Raw genomic sequence first — 16,706 nt, 5'->3', positions numbered from 1 at the left:
TCAATTTTTGAAACATGTAGGTCGGGTTAGCCTAAACACTCAGCTAAGCCGGTCGTGGGGCGGGGTGTCTTTTCCGCCGGGAAAAGATGTCTGAGCAAAGCGAGTTGCTTTTCCCAAAGGAAAAGACACCCCGCCCCGCGACCCGCCCGCCAAGTTACAGGTCAGCGAACTTACGGCCTTCAGCAACCAGCTTCTCGAGCAGAGCCGCCGGCTCCCACTGCTCGCCACCAACGGTATCCTGGTACTTCTTAACCGCTGAGAGAATGGTGTCCAGACCTTCCTGATCGGCCCAGAACATGGGGCCACCGCGATAGGCCGGGAAGCCATAGCCGTAGATCCAGACAATGTCGATATCCAGCGGACGATCGGCGATGCCTTCCTCCAGGATCTTCGCGCCCTCATTGATCATCACATACACGCAGCGCTCGAGGATTTCCTGGTCGGAAATCTCCCGGGGCGTGATCCCCTGCTCCTTGCGGAACTGCTCGATCAGCTGCTCCACTTCCGGATCAGGAATCGGCTTGCGGCTGCCTTCCTCATACTTGTATACACCTGCCTGGGTCTTCTGGCCAAGGCGACCCTGCTCCGCAAGCTTGTCCATCCAGCTGGCCGGGATGTCTTCACCGGCCTTGCGCCGTTCTTCCCGGATGCGATAGCCGACATCGATCCCTGCAAGATCAGACATCGCGAACTGGCCCATGGGGAAACCGAGATCGGTCAGCACCTTGTCGACCTGCTGCGGGGTGGCGCCCTCGTCCACCAGGGACATGGCCTCGGTGCCGCGCTTGTGGAGCATCCGGTTGCCGACAAAGCCGTAGCAGTTACCCACCATGACGCCCACTTTCTTGATCTTCTTGGCAACCGCCATCACCGTGGCTTTGACCTCATCGGAGGTCTTGCTGCCACGCACGTTCTCCAGCAGCTTCATCACGTTAGCCGGGCTGAAGAAGTGCATACCCACCACGTCTTCCGGGCGCTTGGTGGCAGACGCAATCTCGTCGATATCCAGGGTTGAGGTGTTGGACGCCAGAATCGCACCCGGCTTGCAGACCTCATCAAGCTTGGCAAAGATTTCTTTTTTGATGGCCATGTCCTCGAACACCGCCTCGATCACCAGATCAACGTCCCGGAAATCGTCGTAGGTCAGGCTCGTGGTGATCAGCGCCATCCGCTGCTCCACCTGCTCCTGGGTCAGTTTGCCCTTCTTGGCGGAGTTCTCGTAGTTGCGGCGGATAATGGCCAGGCCCTTGTCCAGAGCGTCCTGTTTTACTTCCACGATGGTGACCGGAATGCCCACATTGACGAAGTTCATGGCAATACCGCCACCCATGGTGCCGGCGCCGATAATGCCAACGCTCTTGACGTCACGAACCGGAGTATCCTTCGGCAGCCCCTTGACCTTGGAGACCTCACGCTCGCCAAAGAACGAATGGATCAGACCAGCGCGCTGGGGTGACTCCATGCATTCCATGAACAGCTCCCGCTCGCGCTTCATGCCTTCGTCAAAAGGCAGATTGAAGGCCGCTTCCACAGCGTCGACACACTTGAACGGAGAGAACAGACCGCGGGCCCGCTTCTTCAGCTCGTCACGGAACTGGTCAAAGACATCGCTGCCCTTGTCCGCGTCGATTTTGTCGGTGATATCGCGAACACGACGTACCGGCTTGCCTTCGTCGACCACTTTCTGCGCATAGGCCATGCCTACAGCGCGGATATCGTCGCCTTCCTCTACGGCATCAAGAATGCCCAGGGCCAGGGCATCGTTGGCGCCGACAAACTCGCCGGTGGTAATCATCTCCAGTGCTTTCTGGGCACCGGTCAGGCGCGGAAGCCGCTGTGTGCCACCGGCACCGGGCAGAAGGCCCAGCTTGACTTCCGGCAGGCCCACCTTGGCACTGCTGACCGCAACCCGGTAGTGACAGCTCAGTGCGGTTTCCAGACCACCACCCAGGGCGGTGCCATGGATCGCGGCAACCAGCGGCTTGTCGCTGTTTTCAAAGGTATTCACGAGTGTCGGCAGTGTGGGCTCCTGCATGGGTTTGCCGAACTCACGGATGTCGGCACCGGCAATAAAGGTGCGCCCTTCGCAAACCAGCAGCAGTGCCTTGGCCTCTGTATCTTTCTGGCCCTGCTCCAGGGCTGCGAGCAGACCGGAACGAACAGCCTGCCCGAGGGCGTTTACCGGCGGGTAGTTCACGGTAATAACGCCGATGTTGCCTTCCCGGTTATAGCTAACGACCTCAGACATGATTTCTCCTCGCATTCTTTCTGAAATGTGGTTTTAACTAGCGAAACATGCGTACGATTTAATACAAGTTCGTTTGTGGTTTCAACCACCCATTAAACTACAGGCACAAAAAAACCGCAGGGGTTCTTCTGCGGTTTCTTGGTTTGGAGTTTGTCGGGAGGTGGCGAGCAGGCCCTACAGAAACACGCTGTGAATACATCCTTGTACGCTCGGCTCCGCCATCCATGGCTCCGCACGGTTTCTGTAGGGCCTGCTCGCCACCTCCCTTCGTTACTTCACGACTGTTATCAAACACCCAGCGATTCGATATCACCTGCCAGCATGGCCAACTGGTGGGCAATGGAACCGCGAAGCTTTTCGGCCGGCACCAGGTAAGACGGTGCGGCACAGGTCAGAGCCATGATGGTGCCATCCTGCAGATGAATGGGCACGCCAGCGGAGTTGATGTTGCGGTCCCACTCGCCGATGGACAGGCAGAAGCCGTGTTCCTTGTAGTCCTTCATGGCTTGGTCGAGGCCCTGCTTCTTCTCTGGCCAGGCATCACCATATTTTTCGGCCATGGCGTCGTCAATCACCAGGCGAGCCTTGTCGCTGACGGCACAGTAGTAGGCGCGGCCGGCGGAGGTACTGGCCATCGGCAGTTTCAGGCCGATATCCATCCGCAACAGGGAGGCTTCCGGTGGCAGACGGTTTTCCACGTAGATCATATGCAACCGGTCCCGGCAGGTGAGGCCAACGGACATGTTGGTTTGGCGAGCGAACTCGTCCATGTAGGGTTTGGCCAGCTGACGCACCTTGAGATTGGACACGTAGGCATAGCCAAGTGCCAGCACCCCGGAGCTCAGCTGGTATTTCTCCAGCTGGGTGTTGTAGCTGAGGTAACCCAGCTTGGTGAGGGTGTAGGTCATCCGCGACACGGTCGGCTTGGGCAGCCCGGTGATGCGGGCGATGTCCTGGTTCCCCAGGATGACAGGACCCTGGCTGAAGGCGCGGAGCACGTCCAGGCCGCGGGACAGGGCCTCGACAAACTTGCGGTCTTTTTCCGGCTTCACGGGCTTACCGTCAGTGGATGCCACTTTCAGTTCGGGTGAGATCTGCTTTTTTCCTGCCATAATGGGACGTCCTCCAACCGCGTCGCCCGCTCCGGTAACCGGTGTATTAATATGGTGAATAATTAAGGATTCATCATTTTAATCGCTGCAGAAATCAAGTACCAGAAAGTATTGTCAAAATCCGTACCAAATATGAAACGATTGGTAGTTATGTTTCAAAATGAAACTCGCATTGCGGTATTTCGTACCGCCTTTACCCATCCAACTCGATACTTTATTCTGCATTGCAAAACACGTTAGCAGCCATCAAACCCCGTGGCGACCCCGGAGGCGAAATGAAGATTCTTTTTGTGGCAGGCGATCCCAAACCCGAACGCTGGACAGTCCCCATCCGCGAACTCCTGCCAGATGCAGAGATTTACGTCTGGGATCCGGACGGGCCGGCGGTCAACGCGGACTACGCCATCGTCTGGCAACCACCTTCAGCCCTGTTCGAACGGGAGAAGAACCTGAAGGCGGTATTCAACCTGGGAGCCGGCATTGACGGGCTATTGAAGGTGCCGAACCTGCCGAAAGATCTGACCGTAGTGCGCCTGGAAGACGCGGGCATGTCGGCGCAGATGGCTGAGTACGTGCTGCATCAGCTTCTGGAAGCAAACCGCGAAATGGAAACCTATCGGGAGCAGCAACGCCAAGGCGTCTGGAAAATTCACCGCCCCATGAAGCGCAGCGAGTGGCCCGTGGGCGTTATGGGGCTTGGCCATATCGGCAAGCGCGTGGCACGAACATTGGCAGCTCTGGATTACCGGGTGAGCGGCTGGGCGCGAGGAGAGCACAGCCTGGAGGGTGTCAGCACCCATGCCGGTCCGGACCAGCTCGCCGGGTTTCTGAAATCGACACGGGTTCTGGTGAACACCCTGCCCCTGACCGACGAAACCCGGGACATCATCAACTATGATCTGCTGAGCCAGCTCCAGCCGGGTGCCGTGCTGATCAACGTTGGCCGGGGTGAACATCTGGTGGAGGACGATCTGCTCAGAGCTCTGGACGAGGGCATACTGCGAAAGGCTTCCCTGGATGTGTTCCGCAAAGAGCCTCTGCCCGAGGATCATCCTTTCTGGCAGCGGGAGGACATCACCATCACGCCTCACATTTCCGCCAGAACCCTGCGGGACGCCACCCTGGAACAGATCACCGGAAAAATCCGGGATCATGCCCAGGGCCGCCCGATTACCGGGGTCGTGGATACTGAAAGGGGATACTGATCTGAGCTAGTGGCCCGGCGTCAGCCAGGCCACCAGAGCCGTCAGTACCAGCAGCAGCGGCAGGGCGATCAGCACGAACAGACCGTTCCAGCGAAACGCCACAACCCACCGTGAGATTTGCCCGAACCTGGATAGCAGCATCACCGAGGGGCCGAAGGGCGAAAGCATCATGGCCAGGGAGAAGCCAATCACCAGGGCCACGGCCACCGGCAGAAGGTGCATACCCTCAGCAACCAGCTGTGGCAACAAACCGGCCTGAACACTCAAGACCGTGATCGGAATAACTCCGATCATCGAGAACATCGGCATCATTAGCATGCCCAGAACGGCCACCAGGAAAACGCCGCTCCCTGTGGCCACCAGGCCGGCCAGGGCATCGGCCGGTATCACTGCGGACAATGCCACACCGAGGATTGCAGAGGCGGCGAAAATGGCCATCTCGTTGTGCATGTTCCACACCTGGCCCGCGCCCTCTCGCAAAACCGGTATCAGCCCACGTTCCTGCCACAACATGTAGATCAGGGTTACGGTCGGGACGGAAAGCATGGCCGCTACCGATACCTTGAACCCGGTCGTCGCCACCAGTGCCGCCATCAGCGAGAAGACCACGAGGATCAGCGCCAGCAGACTTCCGGTACCCGGCAGCCAGCCTTCAACGGCGACACGCTCATTGCTGATCTTGCGAAACCGGCTCTGCTCGAGCACCCAGCCAATCAACACCATCAACAATGCGGCTACCAATCCGAACGGCAACAGCTGGGACCAGCTCAACTGGGGCAGTTCCCGGGTAAGAATTGCTACAGCGACACTGGTGGGCGCCACCAGCGGCACCAGCGCAAAGCCCCTCAGGGCACTGATCAGGACGCTACGCAGCCACTGCAGACGGGATTCGCCGGTAATGCCCCGCTCACGAAGGGTCTCAGCAAGTGTGCCGCACAACAGGCTCATCATTCCAAAACTCAACACCGTTGCAACACCACAGCTGACCAGGGCGTACTTGGGATAGAGCAACACTGGCTTGCCACCCAGCAGCACATCATGAATCCGGCGCAGCACCTCGAACCGGCGTACCAGGCACTGCATCATTCCCAGGCTGCCCAGAAAAGCCGAATAAAAGGCCGCATCGGAGGCCGCTTTCACCAATTGCGCGGTATTCAGGGAGCCTTGTACAGCAAAGGCTCCGAGCACTGCCAGTGCAATCACCAGCAACACCCGCGCGTAACCCTGAAGGTGCCCTGCACCAATGCCGAGCAGGAAGGCCCCGACAAACATAACGCCGGCGAACGCGCTCAGTTCGCGATGCCCAAGGCAGATGGCCACCAGCTCTGTTACCACAGCCAGGGACACGAGCCACTTCAGCATATTGCTCACGGCAGGAGCGCCCAGTCAGATTTGAACACTGCTTGCATTTCCACAACACCCGGATTAGTCTTTCAATATCGAATTACAAAACACAGTTTCGCTTAATGAAACTGTGTTAACACAAAGATAGCACAGATTGGTCCGGTGTCCCTATAACCGGACCTCAACCGGACACCCGATATTCGCTTTCAGGAGACTACAAATGGCTTTCGCACCCTGGAATGACCTGCTGGATTTCGACTCACAACTGGACGAAACCGAACGCCAGGTCCGAGACAGTATTCGCAGCTTCTGCGACCAGCAACTGATGCCCGGCATCACCGAGGCCAACCGGCATGAGAAGTTCGACCGCACTATCTTCAACCAGATGGGCGAACTCGGCATGCTGGGTGCGACCCTGCCGGAGGAATACGGCGGCCCGGGGCTGAACCACGTCTGTTACGGCCTGATTGCCCGGGAAGTGGAACGGGTGGATTCCGCCTATCGTTCAGCCCTGAGCGTTCAGTCCTCCCTGGTCATGTACCCGATCTATTCCTACGGTCAGGAAGCGATGAAAAAACGCATCCTGCCCAAGCTGGCCTCCGGTGAATACGTTGGCTGTTTCGGCCTGACCGAGCCCAACCATGGCTCCGATCCCGGCGGCATGGAAACCCGTGCCAAGAAAGTTGATGGCGGGTACCTGCTAAGTGGCTCCAAGACCTGGATCACCAACTCCCCGATTGCCGACATCTTTGTAGTCTGGGCCAAGTTTGATGGCAAGGTGAACGGCTTTGTAATTGAGCGCGAAGGCGCCAAAGGTCTGGACGCGCCGAAGATCGAGGGCAAATTCTCCCTGCGGGCGTCGGAGACCGGCTCCATCTTCATGGATGAGGTGTTCGTTCCGGAAGAGAATCGTCTGGACGTAGAGGGCCTGAAAGGCCCCTTCAGCTGTCTGAACAAGGCCCGTTTTGGCATTAGCTGGGGTTCGCTCGGTGCTGCCGAGTTCTGCTGGCATGCCGCCCGCAATTACACCCTGGAGCGCATACAGTTCGGCAAGCCCCTGGCTGCCAACCAGCTGGTCCAGAAAAAGCTGGTGGACATGCAGACAGAGATCACCATCGGCCTGCAGGCGGTTCTCCAGCTGGGCCGGATGATGGATGCCGGCACGGTAACACCGGACGCCATTTCACTGCTCAAGCGCAACAATTGTGGCAAAGCCCTGGACATCGCCCGGGTTGCCCGGGACATGCACGGCGGTAACGGCATTTCCGACGAGTACCATGTGATTCGCCACGTGATGAACCTCGAGGCGGTGAACACCTACGAGGGTACCCACGACGTCCACGCCCTGATTCTGGGTCGCGGACAGACCGGCATCCAGGCTTTCAGCTGATAGACAGATCAACGCGAACGAGGTTTTCCCCATGAACTTGAACTACACCGCCGAGGAACTCGCTTTCCGTGACGAAGTCCGCGCATTCCTGGATGAGAAACTGCCTGCGGATATCGCCGCCAAGGTAAAGGGGTTCCGCCGGCTATCCAAAGAAGACCATCAGCGCTGGCAAAAGATCCTCAATGAACAGGGCTGGTACGCCACCCATTGGCCGGAAGAATACGGCGGTGTGAACTGGAGTCCTGTTCAGAAGCACATCTGGGACGAAGAGTCGTCCCGCTATGGCGCACCGCGCTCTGTACCCTTCGGCGTAAACATGGTGGCGCCAGTGATTATCAAGTTTGGCACCGAAGAGCAGAAACAGAGATACCTGCCACGCATTCTCACTGGCGAAGACTGGTGGTGCCAGGGCTATTCCGAGCCGGGCGCGGGCTCGGACCTGGCCTCTCTCAAGACCCGGGCAGTGCGCGACGGCGACCATTACATTGTGAATGGCCAGAAAACCTGGACCACCCTGGGCCAGCACGCCAACATGATTTTCTGCCTGGTTCGCACCAATACCGAGGTGAAAGCGCAGGAAGGCATTTCCTTCCTGCTGATGGACATGGACACCCCAGGCATTACCGTGCGCCCTATCATCACTCTTGATGGCGAGCACGAAGTTAACGAAGTGTTCTTCGAGGATGTGAAAGTTCCCGTGGAGAATCTCGTGGGCGAGGAAGACAAGGGCTGGACCTACGCCAAGTACCTGCTGACCTACGAACGCACCGGTCTGGCCGGCATCGGCATTTCCAAAGCCGCATTGCAGCACCTGAAGGAGCTGGCGACCCGCCGGACCAAGAACGGTCGCCCGCTAATAGAGGATGCGTCGTTCAGCCAGCGCATTGCCAAGGTTGAGATTGACCTGATGGCGGCGTCAATCAGCAACCTGCGCATTATCGCCTCGGTGGAAGGCGGCGGCATGCCGGGTGCGGAAAGCTCCATGCTGAAAGTACGCGGTACCGAAATCCGTCAGACCATCAACGACCTGGCCCGCCGAGCCATTGGTCCCTATGCCATCCCGTTTGTGGAAGAGGAAATGGACCTGGATTACGACGGCGATTTCCTCTCGGACGAGAACGCCGCACCGGTAACTCCCCAGTACTTCAACAACCGCAAGCTGTCGATTTTCGGCGGATCCAACGAGATCCAGAAGAATATCGTGTCGAAAATGATTCTCGGGCTTTAAGGAGGCGACCATGGATTTCCGACTCAACGAAGAGCAGCAGATGCTGCAGGACACCGTGGCCCGCCTGGTGCGCGGTGAATACAGTTTTGAGAAACGCCTGGAATACAGCGAATCGGAGCTGGGCTTCAGCGCCGACTTCTGGAAACAGCTGGGTGAACTGGGTCTGACCGCCGTCCCCTTTCCGGAGGAACTCGGTGGATTTGGCGGTACTGGCGTTGAAGTGCAAAGCGTGATGACCGAACTGGGTCGAGGCCTGTGTATCGAGCCTTACCTCCAGTCCGTGGTTCTCGGTGGCGGGCTGATCAGCCAGGCCGGCAACAGTGAGCAGCACGAACAATGGCTTGGCGGCATCGCCAGCGGCGAGACACGCGCAGCTGTCGGTCTTCAGGAGCCCCAGAGCTTTTACGACCTGAATGACGTGGAAGCCCGTGCCGAGAAGTCCGGGGACGGCTACGTGCTGAACGGTCGCAAGGCCGTGGTCATTGGCGGCCACTGTGCCGATGTACTGGTCGTCTCTGCCCGTACTTCCGGCAACAGCCGCGATGCCGATGGCATCAGCCTGTTCCTGATCAGCGCCGATGCCGAAGGGCTGGAACATCGCACCTACCCCACCATTGATGGTTCCAGGGGCTGCGACCTGTTCCTGAACAACGTCAAGCTGGGCCCCGGTGCCCTGCTCGGTGAAGAAGGCAAGGCCGCAGAAGTCATTGAATACCAGGCCGGACGCGCCATTTCCGCTTTATGCGGTGAGGCTGTGGGCGCCATGGAAGTGGCCTGTGACCTGACTCTGGAGTACCTGAAACAGCGCAAACAATTCGGCGTACCCATCGGCAAATTCCAGGTACTTCAGCATCGAATGGTGGATATGATGTCGGAGCTTGAGCAGGCCCGCTCCATGGCCATCCTGGCAGCCAGCGTTGCCGACGAGCCCCAGAGCGACGAGCGCCGCCGGATTCTGGCCGCCGCCAAGAATGTGATTGGCCGCAGTGGCCAGTTCATTTCCGAGCAGGGCATCCAGTCCCACGGCGGTATCGGTATGACCTGGGAGTACAACTTTGCCCACTACGCCAAGCGGCTTGTGATGATCAACCATCAACTGGGCGACGACGACTTCCATCTGGAGCGCTTTGCGGCCCTGCTAAAGTAAAGGTCCGCAAACAAACGAAATCTTGGGCCCGAAGAGATCAATAATGACAACAAATGAACCGTCAACGGAACAGGATCTCAGGAAAGCCGAGTGGCAGGTCCGCACCGAGCTGGCCGCCGCCTATCGGCTGGTGGCCCTGTTCGGCTGGGATGATCTGGTGTTCACCCATCTCTCGGCCCGGGTACCCGGGCCGGATCACCACTTCCTGATCAACCCTTACGGACTGCTGTTTCATGAAATCACCGCCTCGTCGCTGGTCAAGGTCGACCAGGAAGGCCAAGTGGTGGAGGCAGCCGGCCTGGGACGCGTCAATCCCGCCGGTTTCACCATTCACAGCGCGGTGCATATGGGCCGGGACGATGCCGGCGCGGTGATGCACCTGCACGCACCGGACGGGGTCGCAGTATCGGCACACCGGGACGGCCTGCTGCCCCTGAGCCAGACTGCCATGCTGTGCCTCGACCACCTCTGCTATCACGAGTACGAAGGCGTGGCACTCAATCTGGACGAACGCGATCGGCTGATCCGGGACCTGGGCAACCGGTCCATGATGATACTGCGCAACCACGGCGTGCTGACCGCAGGCAAGGACGTACCGGAGACCTTTACCTACCTGTATTTCCTGATGAAAGCCTGCGAGATCCAGGTCAAGGCCCAGAGCTGTGGCCCCACCCACCTACCCTCGGAACAGGCCATTCGCACCACCGCCGATCAGTCGCAACAATTGGGCATGGCAGCGAAACTGACCTGGCCGGCACTGATCCGACTTCTGGACAGCAAGAATCCGGGTTATGCGGTCTGACGCCCAGCGGGGACTACGGCTATGCTGACAGTGCAACTGGACGATCTGACCCATCACAAGAACTCGGTGATTGGCCACAGTCCCTGGAAAACCATCAGCCAGGAAATGATACAGGCCTTCGCCGATGCCACCGGCGATCATCAATGGATACATCTTGATGTGGAGAGAGCCAGGCGAGAGTCGCCCTGGAAGAGCACCGTAGCGCACGGATTTCTGACGGCATCACTGATTCCCCTGCTGAATCAACAGGTCATCAATGTGCGAGGCAAGAGCGCCAGTATCAATTACGGGCTTAACAAGCTGCGCTTCCCGGCAGCGGTAAAAGCCGGCGCGCAGATCCGCAGCAAAATGGAGCTGTTGGACGTGACCAGGGTAGATGAGCAGCGGACGCTGGCCACCTATCGCACCACCCTGGAAATCCGAGGCGGGGAAAAGCCCGCCTGCGTAGCCGAACATCTCGCCATGTATGTGCGGAGCTGAGTCGCTCAGGACTTGGCTTCCCACTCCTCTTCCTGCAGCGCCCGCCACATCAGCTTACCGGTTGGCGACTTTGGCAGCTGGTCGACAAACTCGATCAGGGTGGGAATCTTGTAGGCTGCCATCTGCTCCTTGCACCAGGCGATGATGTCCTCTTCGCTCGTTTCTCCCTCCGCCTCCGGAGTCAGCACGATGCAGGCCTTAACGGTCTCTCCGCGCTTCGGGTCCGGCGAGGAAATAATGCAGACCTCATGAATCCCGGGATGGCGGTACATCAGGCCCTCCACCTCGGACGGCCAGACCTTGTAACCGGATGCGTTGATCATCCGCTTGACCCGGTCGACCATGAAGAAATAGCCCTCCTCATCGTAGTAACCCAGATCGCCGGTGCGGAAAAACTGCTTGCCATCGATCTCCACAAACGCAGTTTCGGTTTCCGCGGGCCGGTTCCAGTACCCGATGGTAACCTGCGGCCCGCTGGAGACGATTTCGCCGGTCTCGCCAGGGCCTTTTTCCTGCAGGGTGTCAACATCAATGATCCGGCTGTCGACATCAAACACCGGGATGCCGAGGCACTGGGGCTTCGGACGGCTCGAGGGGTTGATGTGAGTGGCTGCCATGGTTTCTGAAAGGCCATACCCCTCAATATAATCAAGACCGGTCATGGCCTTGAGCTTGGCGGCCACGGCCTCTGGCATCGCAGCCCCGCCCCCGCCGATGGTGGTGAGACTCGACAGGTCGTACCGGCCAATGTCGGGGTTGGAGAGGAAGTCCACCGCCATGGTGACAATGTTGGTCCAGCCGGTGACTTTATACCTTTCGATCAGCCGCGCCGCGGTGGTCCGCTCCCAGCGAGTCATGATCACTGTAGTGGAGCCGCTGTAGATGGGGCTGTTCATGGAACCGGTCATGCCGGTGACGTGGAAGAATGGCAAGGTGGCCAGCTGCACCGTACTGGCGGTGCTCAGGTTCCAGAAGGCCCGGTGCACGGCGGTAGCCATCACGCTGCGATGAGTGTGCATGCAGCCCTTCGGCGCGCCGGTGGTGCCGGAACTGTAGGGAATCACGGAGAGATCGGCCGGGCCTGCGGTGTGCGCCGAGGGCGCATGGCCTTCCGCCAGCGCCTGCTCCCAGCTGACCATGCCGGCCAGGTCCTCTGACCAGGCTGGAGCGGCGACTTCCGCTGGCAAGGCCAGATCGGTGTCCGGGGCGATATAGCTGCTGTAGGAAGCTACCACGATGTGGTTGAGATCGGTGGTCTCCAGCAACGGGGCAATAAAGCCGGCCAGTTCCTGACCTGCGAGGCAGACATTGGCACCGGTATCAGCAACAAAGTGCTCCAGTTCCGCCGCTCGGTTCATCGGGTTGATAGGGATTACCACGGCATCCGCCCGCAGAATGGCGTAATAGGCAATGACGTATTGCGGGGAGTTCTGCATGTACAGCAACACCCGATCACCTTTAGCGACGCCCTGAGCCTGCAGGTAGCCGGCCATGGCCTCCACTTCCCGGAACAGCTGGCTGTAGGTCATGGGTGCATCGTAGAAAACGATGGCGTTACGGTCCGGATAGCGCCGCGCCGAAATCTCAAGGTTGGTAAACACGCTGGTTCGTGGCAAGGCCAGGCTTTTGGGCAGTTCCCTGGGCCACACGGCGTGATGGCGGGTAAATGGCATTGTTGTGATCCCCTTTTTCGGTTCAGTGGGCCGCTGATGCGGCCAAATCAAAAACGTCAGCGCCGCCGGGCAGGCGGTCCTGGTGGCGTAATGGCGTAATGGCGATGGCTTTGTCCCGCAGCACGCTGGCGTCTTCATCGGGCGCCACAATGTGACGCGAACTGCGATCAAATCCCAGCCACCAGTACGGCAGACTGCGGGCATCCTGACCCGCCTGCAGGCGGGCGCGCTGTATGGAGCCGTTGGACTCCCGGCACCACCGGGCCCGGCTGATGGCGGCCGCCTCGCAGGCGGGAAAGTTGACGTTCCAGGCCCGATTCAGACCTGGCTGCCACAGCTGCCTGATGATGGCCTCGCCATGAATGGAAACCGGCGACCAGTCCACGCCTTCGCGACTCAGAAACGCCTGGCTCAGTGCCATGGCAGGTATGCCCATATGTTCGGCACTCAGCACCGCGCCGACGGTTCCGGAATACTGCACGGAATCGCTGATATTGGCCCCGCAGTTCACCCCGGAAAGCACCAGATCCGGCGGGGTTTCCCCGAACCACCGGGCCAGCGAATAAAGCACACAGTCCGCCGGCGTACCGGAGACTGCATAGCGCCTGTCACCCTGCTCATACACCCGCAAAGGATCATGAATGGAGATGCTCTGGCCGGCGCCGCTACGATCATGCTCCGGCGCCACCACCCAGACCTCCTCGGCCAGGTTGCGGGCGATCTGCTCGAGCACTTTCAGGCCTGGCGCGTTGATGCCGTCATCATTGGTGATTAGGATGCGTTTGACCATGGGATCGTTCATGACGATGGTCCCTCACTGGCAATCCGCCAGCCGACATCGGCCAGAAGGCTGGCCCGCCGGCCAACCTCCAGGGCATCGGCATTGGCGGCATTGCCATCCAGAGCCCGCTTGTAGACACCCTGAAGAATAGACGCCAGCCGGAACAGGGAAAACGCCAGGAACACGTGCCAGTCGGCGATGCCGTCCCGGCCGGTCTGCCGACAGTATCGGGCAATGGTTTCCTGTTCGTCCGGAATACCCAGCGCCTCCAGGTCTTCTCCCTGCAGTCCTCGCATGCCCTGCAGGTCCGACGGCAGGTAGTACGGCAGACAGTAATACGCCAGGTCCGCCAGCGGGTGACCGAGGGTGGACAGCTCCCAGTCGAGGATGGCAATAACCTCGGGCCGCTGCGGCGCCAGCATCAGATTGCCAAAGCGGTAATCGCCATGGGCGATGGCGCATTCGTCGGTCGAGGGCAGGTTCTCCGGAAGCCAGGCCATAAGCTTGTCCATTGCCGGAAGCTCGTCGGTTTTGGAAGCCAGGTACTGTTTGCTCCATCGAGCCACCTGCCGGGCCACATAACCTTCCGGCCTGCCAAAGTCACCAAGACCGACCGCCTTCACATCCACCGAGTGAAGGCGCGCCAGGGTGTCGATGGCCGAGTGATGGGCCGGCAGCCGTTCCTGGCGATCCAGCGCCCGCAGCGCCGAGTGGCTGACAATACGGCCCTCAAGATAGTCCATGACGTAGAACGGGGTGCCGATGACATTGCTGTCTTCGCACAGAGCCCGGGTGTTTGGCACCGGGACACTGGTGTGCTCGGACAGGGCACGCATGACTTTGTACTCTCGTTCTACCATGTGGGCGGAGGGCAGGGTTTTGCCAGGCGGCTTTTTGCGCAGCACGTATTGGCTGCTGTCGGTGTCCAGCAGAAACGTGGGGTTGGACTGGCCCCCCTGGAATTGCCGGACATCCAGCCTTGTGCCGAAGCCCGGTATGGTCTGCTGCAGCCAGGTCAGGAGTCTGGCTTCATCGAATTTGTGGGCCGGGAGGACGTCTACCAGCTCTGGGGTGATGCTCATTTTTGTTTTGCCTTCAGTTTTGGGGCGTCGGCCCCTAGCAAATCGTTTCGCCGCCGTCGGCTACGATGACCTGGCCGGTGATGTAGGCGCTGGCCCTGGTGGAAAGAAACACCGCCAGGCCGGCGATGTCGACCGGGTCGCCAATTCTGCGCAGCGGCGTTTTGTCTTCGGCGCGTTTGACCCGTACCGGGTCTTCCCACAGCGCCCGGGCGAAGTCGGTTTTGATCAGGCCGGGGGCGATGCTGTTAATCCGGATACCTTTCGGGCCCCACTCCACTGCCAGGTTCCGCGCCAGGGCAGCTTCTGCGGCCTTGGAAACGCCGTAGGTTCCGATGGTGGTGTTGCCCCGCATACCGGCGATGCTGGACAGCAGCACCACAGCACCTTCGCCTTTTTCCGCCATCTGCGGCAGCACCATGTTCGTCAGCCAGAAGGTGCCCTTGACGTTGGTGTCCATGATCTTGTCCCAGGCGTCGTCGGTCATTTCAGCGGTGGTGCCGTACACCGGGTTGGTGGCGGCGTTGCATACCAGCACATCGATAGTGCCCCAGGCCTCGTTGGTTTTATCCACCAGGTTCTGCAGCTGGTCTTTTTTACCAACATGGCAGGGAATGGCGATGGCCTCGTAGCCCTGGGCTTTCAGTTCACTGGCCACCTGCTCACAGGCCTCGGCCTTTCGGCTGGAGATCACGACTTTGGCACCCAGGCGGGCCATTTCTTCGGCGATGGCGCGGCCGATGCCTTTGGTGGAGCCGGTAATCAGCGCGACCTTGCCGGTCATGTCAAACAGTGGATTATTCATTCTTCGATCCTCATGCACTGAAGCACGGGAGTGGGCGGGGTGATGTCCTTCAGGGACTGTGCAAAACAGGGATGTTTTGCTCAAGCCTACATGAACGTATTCACGGCGTGTCCCGGAAGGACATCAGCCCAACCGCTCTCCCCCTGATTCAGAGGTTATCGTTTTAGCGGTATTGGCGAAGCTCAATCTTGGCCACAGAATCCAGATGAACCTCATCGGGCCCGTCTGCCAACCGCAGAGTCCGTACCTTGGCCCAGGCTTCGGCCAGGAAGGTGTCCTGGGAAACACCGGCTCCGCCGTGCACCTGAATTGCCCGGTCCAGCACCTTCAGCGCCATGCTCGGTGCAATCACCTTGATCATCGCGATTTCCTGACGGGCCACCTTGTTGCCGACGGTGTCCATCATATGCGCCGCCTTCAGGGTCATCAGCCTTGCCTGCTCGATCTCGATGCGACTGCGTGCAATGTCCTTGCGGATGGAATCAAAACTGGACAGCGGCTTGCCGAAGGCCTCCCGGGCATTGGCACGCTTGCACATCAGCTCCAGAGCCCGCTCGGCGACGCCGATGGTGCGCATGCAGTGATGGATACGGCCAGGCCCGAGGCGGCCCTGGGCAATCTCGAACCCCCGGCCCTCGCCCAGCAGGATGTTGCTCACCGGCACCCGCACGTTTTCGTAGTGAATCTCCGCATGGCCATGGGGCGCGTGGTCATAGCCGAACACCGTCAGGGGGCGAATCATTTTCACGCCCGGCGCATCCAGCGGCACCAGAATCATCGACTGTTGCTTGTGCTTCTCGGCCTGAGGGTCGGTCTTGCCCATCACGATGGCGATCTTCGAGGTGGTGGTCATGGCACCGGAGGACCACCACTTTTTGCCGTTGATCACGTACTCTTCACCCTCGCGGCGGATATCACAGGCAATGTTGGTGGCATCTGACGACGCCACATCCGGCTCGGTCATTGAGAAACAGGAACGGATCTCGCCATCCAGCAGAGGCTTCAGCCATTGCTCCTGCTGCTCTTTATTGCCATAGCGGGCGATGGTTTCCATGTTGCCTGTATCAGGGGCGGAACAGTTGAATACCTCAGGGGCCATGGCCGAGCGACCCATCACTTCACACAGGTGGGCGTACTCGTAGTTGGTCAGCCCGGCGCCGAATTCGCTTTCCGGCAGGAACAGGTTCCACAGGCCGGCGGATTTTGCCTTCTGTTTCAGCTCCTCAATAATCGGAACCGGCGCCCAGCGGTCTTCTGCCTGCTCAATCTGCTCATGATGCTTGTGCTCGTTCGGGTAGATATAGGCATCCATGAACTCATTCAGCTGATTCTGCAGCTGTTTCGCTTTGTCAGACAGTTCAAACATGTCCGCTTCCTCTTGGTGTTGTTGGCATTAAGTCGGTAACCGTTCC

14 protein-coding genes are annotated in these 16,706 nt (G+C 59.4%); 6 read left to right on the top strand and 8 right to left on the bottom strand.

The features are described 5' to 3' along the window. Positions 1–154: 154 nt before the first annotated feature. Positions 155–2,248 carry a 3-hydroxyacyl-CoA dehydrogenase NAD-binding domain-containing protein gene (locus tag KYE_RS19785; RefSeq protein ID WP_008177054.1) on the bottom strand — a complete coding sequence of 698 codons (2,094 nt, stop codon included), beginning with the start codon at positions 2,246–2,248 and terminating at the stop codon, positions 155–157. A gap of 287 nt (positions 2,249–2,535) precedes the next feature. After that, positions 2,536–3,360 (bottom strand): IclR family transcriptional regulator, encoded by an 825-nt coding sequence (locus KYE_RS19780; protein WP_008177052.1) that lies wholly within the window; start codon positions 3,358–3,360, stop codon positions 2,536–2,538. A 275-nt stretch (positions 3,361–3,635) separates the two neighbouring features. Between KYE_RS19780 and KYE_RS19775 the strand changes: the two genes are divergently transcribed. Continuing rightward, the gene (locus KYE_RS19775) at positions 3,636–4,565 is read left to right on the top strand and encodes a 2-hydroxyacid dehydrogenase (RefSeq protein ID WP_008177050.1); all 930 of its coding nucleotides are present in this window, start codon (positions 3,636–3,638) and stop codon (positions 4,563–4,565) included. A gap of 6 nt (positions 4,566–4,571) precedes the next feature. On the opposite strand, the gene KYE_RS19770 is transcribed toward KYE_RS19775, so the two are convergent. Continuing rightward, the gene (locus KYE_RS19770) at positions 4,572–5,927 is read right to left on the bottom strand and encodes a hypothetical protein (protein WP_008177048.1); all 1,356 of its coding nucleotides are present in this window, start codon (positions 5,925–5,927) and stop codon (positions 4,572–4,574) included. A 202-nt stretch (positions 5,928–6,129) separates the two neighbouring features. On the opposite strand from KYE_RS19770, the gene KYE_RS19765 reads away from it, so the two are divergent. From KYE_RS19765 to KYE_RS19745, 5 genes are read left to right on the top strand one after another with little or no spacing between them, the layout of a single operon-like run. Further along, positions 6,130–7,299 (top strand): acyl-CoA dehydrogenase, encoded by a 1,170-nt coding sequence (locus tag KYE_RS19765; RefSeq protein ID WP_008177046.1) that lies wholly within the window; start codon positions 6,130–6,132, stop codon positions 7,297–7,299. A 31-nt stretch (positions 7,300–7,330) separates the two neighbouring features. Then, the gene (locus tag KYE_RS19760) at positions 7,331–8,527 is read left to right on the top strand and encodes an acyl-CoA dehydrogenase family protein (protein ID WP_008177045.1); all 1,197 of its coding nucleotides are present in this window, start codon (positions 7,331–7,333) and stop codon (positions 8,525–8,527) included. A 10-nt stretch (positions 8,528–8,537) separates the two neighbouring features. Beyond that, a complete protein-coding gene (locus KYE_RS19755) occupies positions 8,538–9,674 on the top strand; it encodes an acyl-CoA dehydrogenase family protein (RefSeq protein WP_008177043.1) in 1,137 nt (378 codons plus the stop codon). A gap of 43 nt (positions 9,675–9,717) precedes the next feature. Next, positions 9,718–10,476 carry a class II aldolase/adducin family protein gene (locus tag KYE_RS19750; protein ID WP_008177041.1) on the top strand — a complete coding sequence of 253 codons (759 nt, stop codon included), beginning with the start codon at positions 9,718–9,720 and terminating at the stop codon, positions 10,474–10,476. Positions 10,477–10,497: 21 nt separating this feature from the next. After that, positions 10,498–10,956, top strand: coding sequence for a MaoC family dehydratase (locus tag KYE_RS19745; protein ID WP_008177039.1), 459 nt, complete (start codon positions 10,498–10,500; stop codon positions 10,954–10,956). Positions 10,957–10,961: 5 nt separating this feature from the next. Here KYE_RS19745 and KYE_RS19740 read toward each other — a convergent pair whose 3' ends face one another. The 5 genes from KYE_RS19740 to KYE_RS19720 all read right to left on the bottom strand — a co-directional run bounded on the left by KYE_RS19740 (position 10,962) and on the right by KYE_RS19720 (position 16,660). After that, complete coding sequence (locus tag KYE_RS19740; RefSeq protein WP_008177037.1) at positions 10,962–12,629, bottom strand: long-chain fatty acid--CoA ligase; 1,668 nt, start codon at positions 12,627–12,629, stop codon at positions 10,962–10,964. Between the two features lie 22 nt (positions 12,630–12,651). After that, a complete protein-coding gene (gene surE, locus KYE_RS19735; protein ID WP_008177035.1) occupies positions 12,652–13,431 on the bottom strand; it encodes a 5'/3'-nucleotidase SurE in 780 nt (259 codons plus the stop codon). Continuing rightward, positions 13,428–14,492 carry a phosphotransferase gene (locus tag KYE_RS19730; RefSeq protein WP_008177034.1) on the bottom strand — a complete coding sequence of 355 codons (1,065 nt, stop codon included), beginning with the start codon at positions 14,490–14,492 and terminating at the stop codon, positions 13,428–13,430. The genes surE and KYE_RS19730 overlap by 4 nt, the downstream gene beginning before the upstream one ends. Positions 14,493–14,526: 34 nt before the next feature. Continuing rightward, positions 14,527–15,294, bottom strand: coding sequence for an SDR family NAD(P)-dependent oxidoreductase (locus KYE_RS19725; protein ID WP_008177032.1), 768 nt, complete (start codon positions 15,292–15,294; stop codon positions 14,527–14,529). 163 nt (positions 15,295–15,457) lie between these two features. After that, the gene (locus KYE_RS19720) at positions 15,458–16,660 is read right to left on the bottom strand and encodes an acyl-CoA dehydrogenase family protein (protein ID WP_008177030.1); all 1,203 of its coding nucleotides are present in this window, start codon (positions 16,658–16,660) and stop codon (positions 15,458–15,460) included. Between the last annotated feature and the right edge of the window lie 46 nt (positions 16,661–16,706).

This window comes from Marinobacter manganoxydans MnI7-9, assembly GCF_000235625.1.
Taxonomy (GTDB): Bacteria; Pseudomonadota; Gammaproteobacteria; order Pseudomonadales; family Oleiphilaceae; genus Marinobacter; species Marinobacter manganoxydans.
This window is presented reverse-complemented; position numbering and strand designations above follow the sequence as displayed.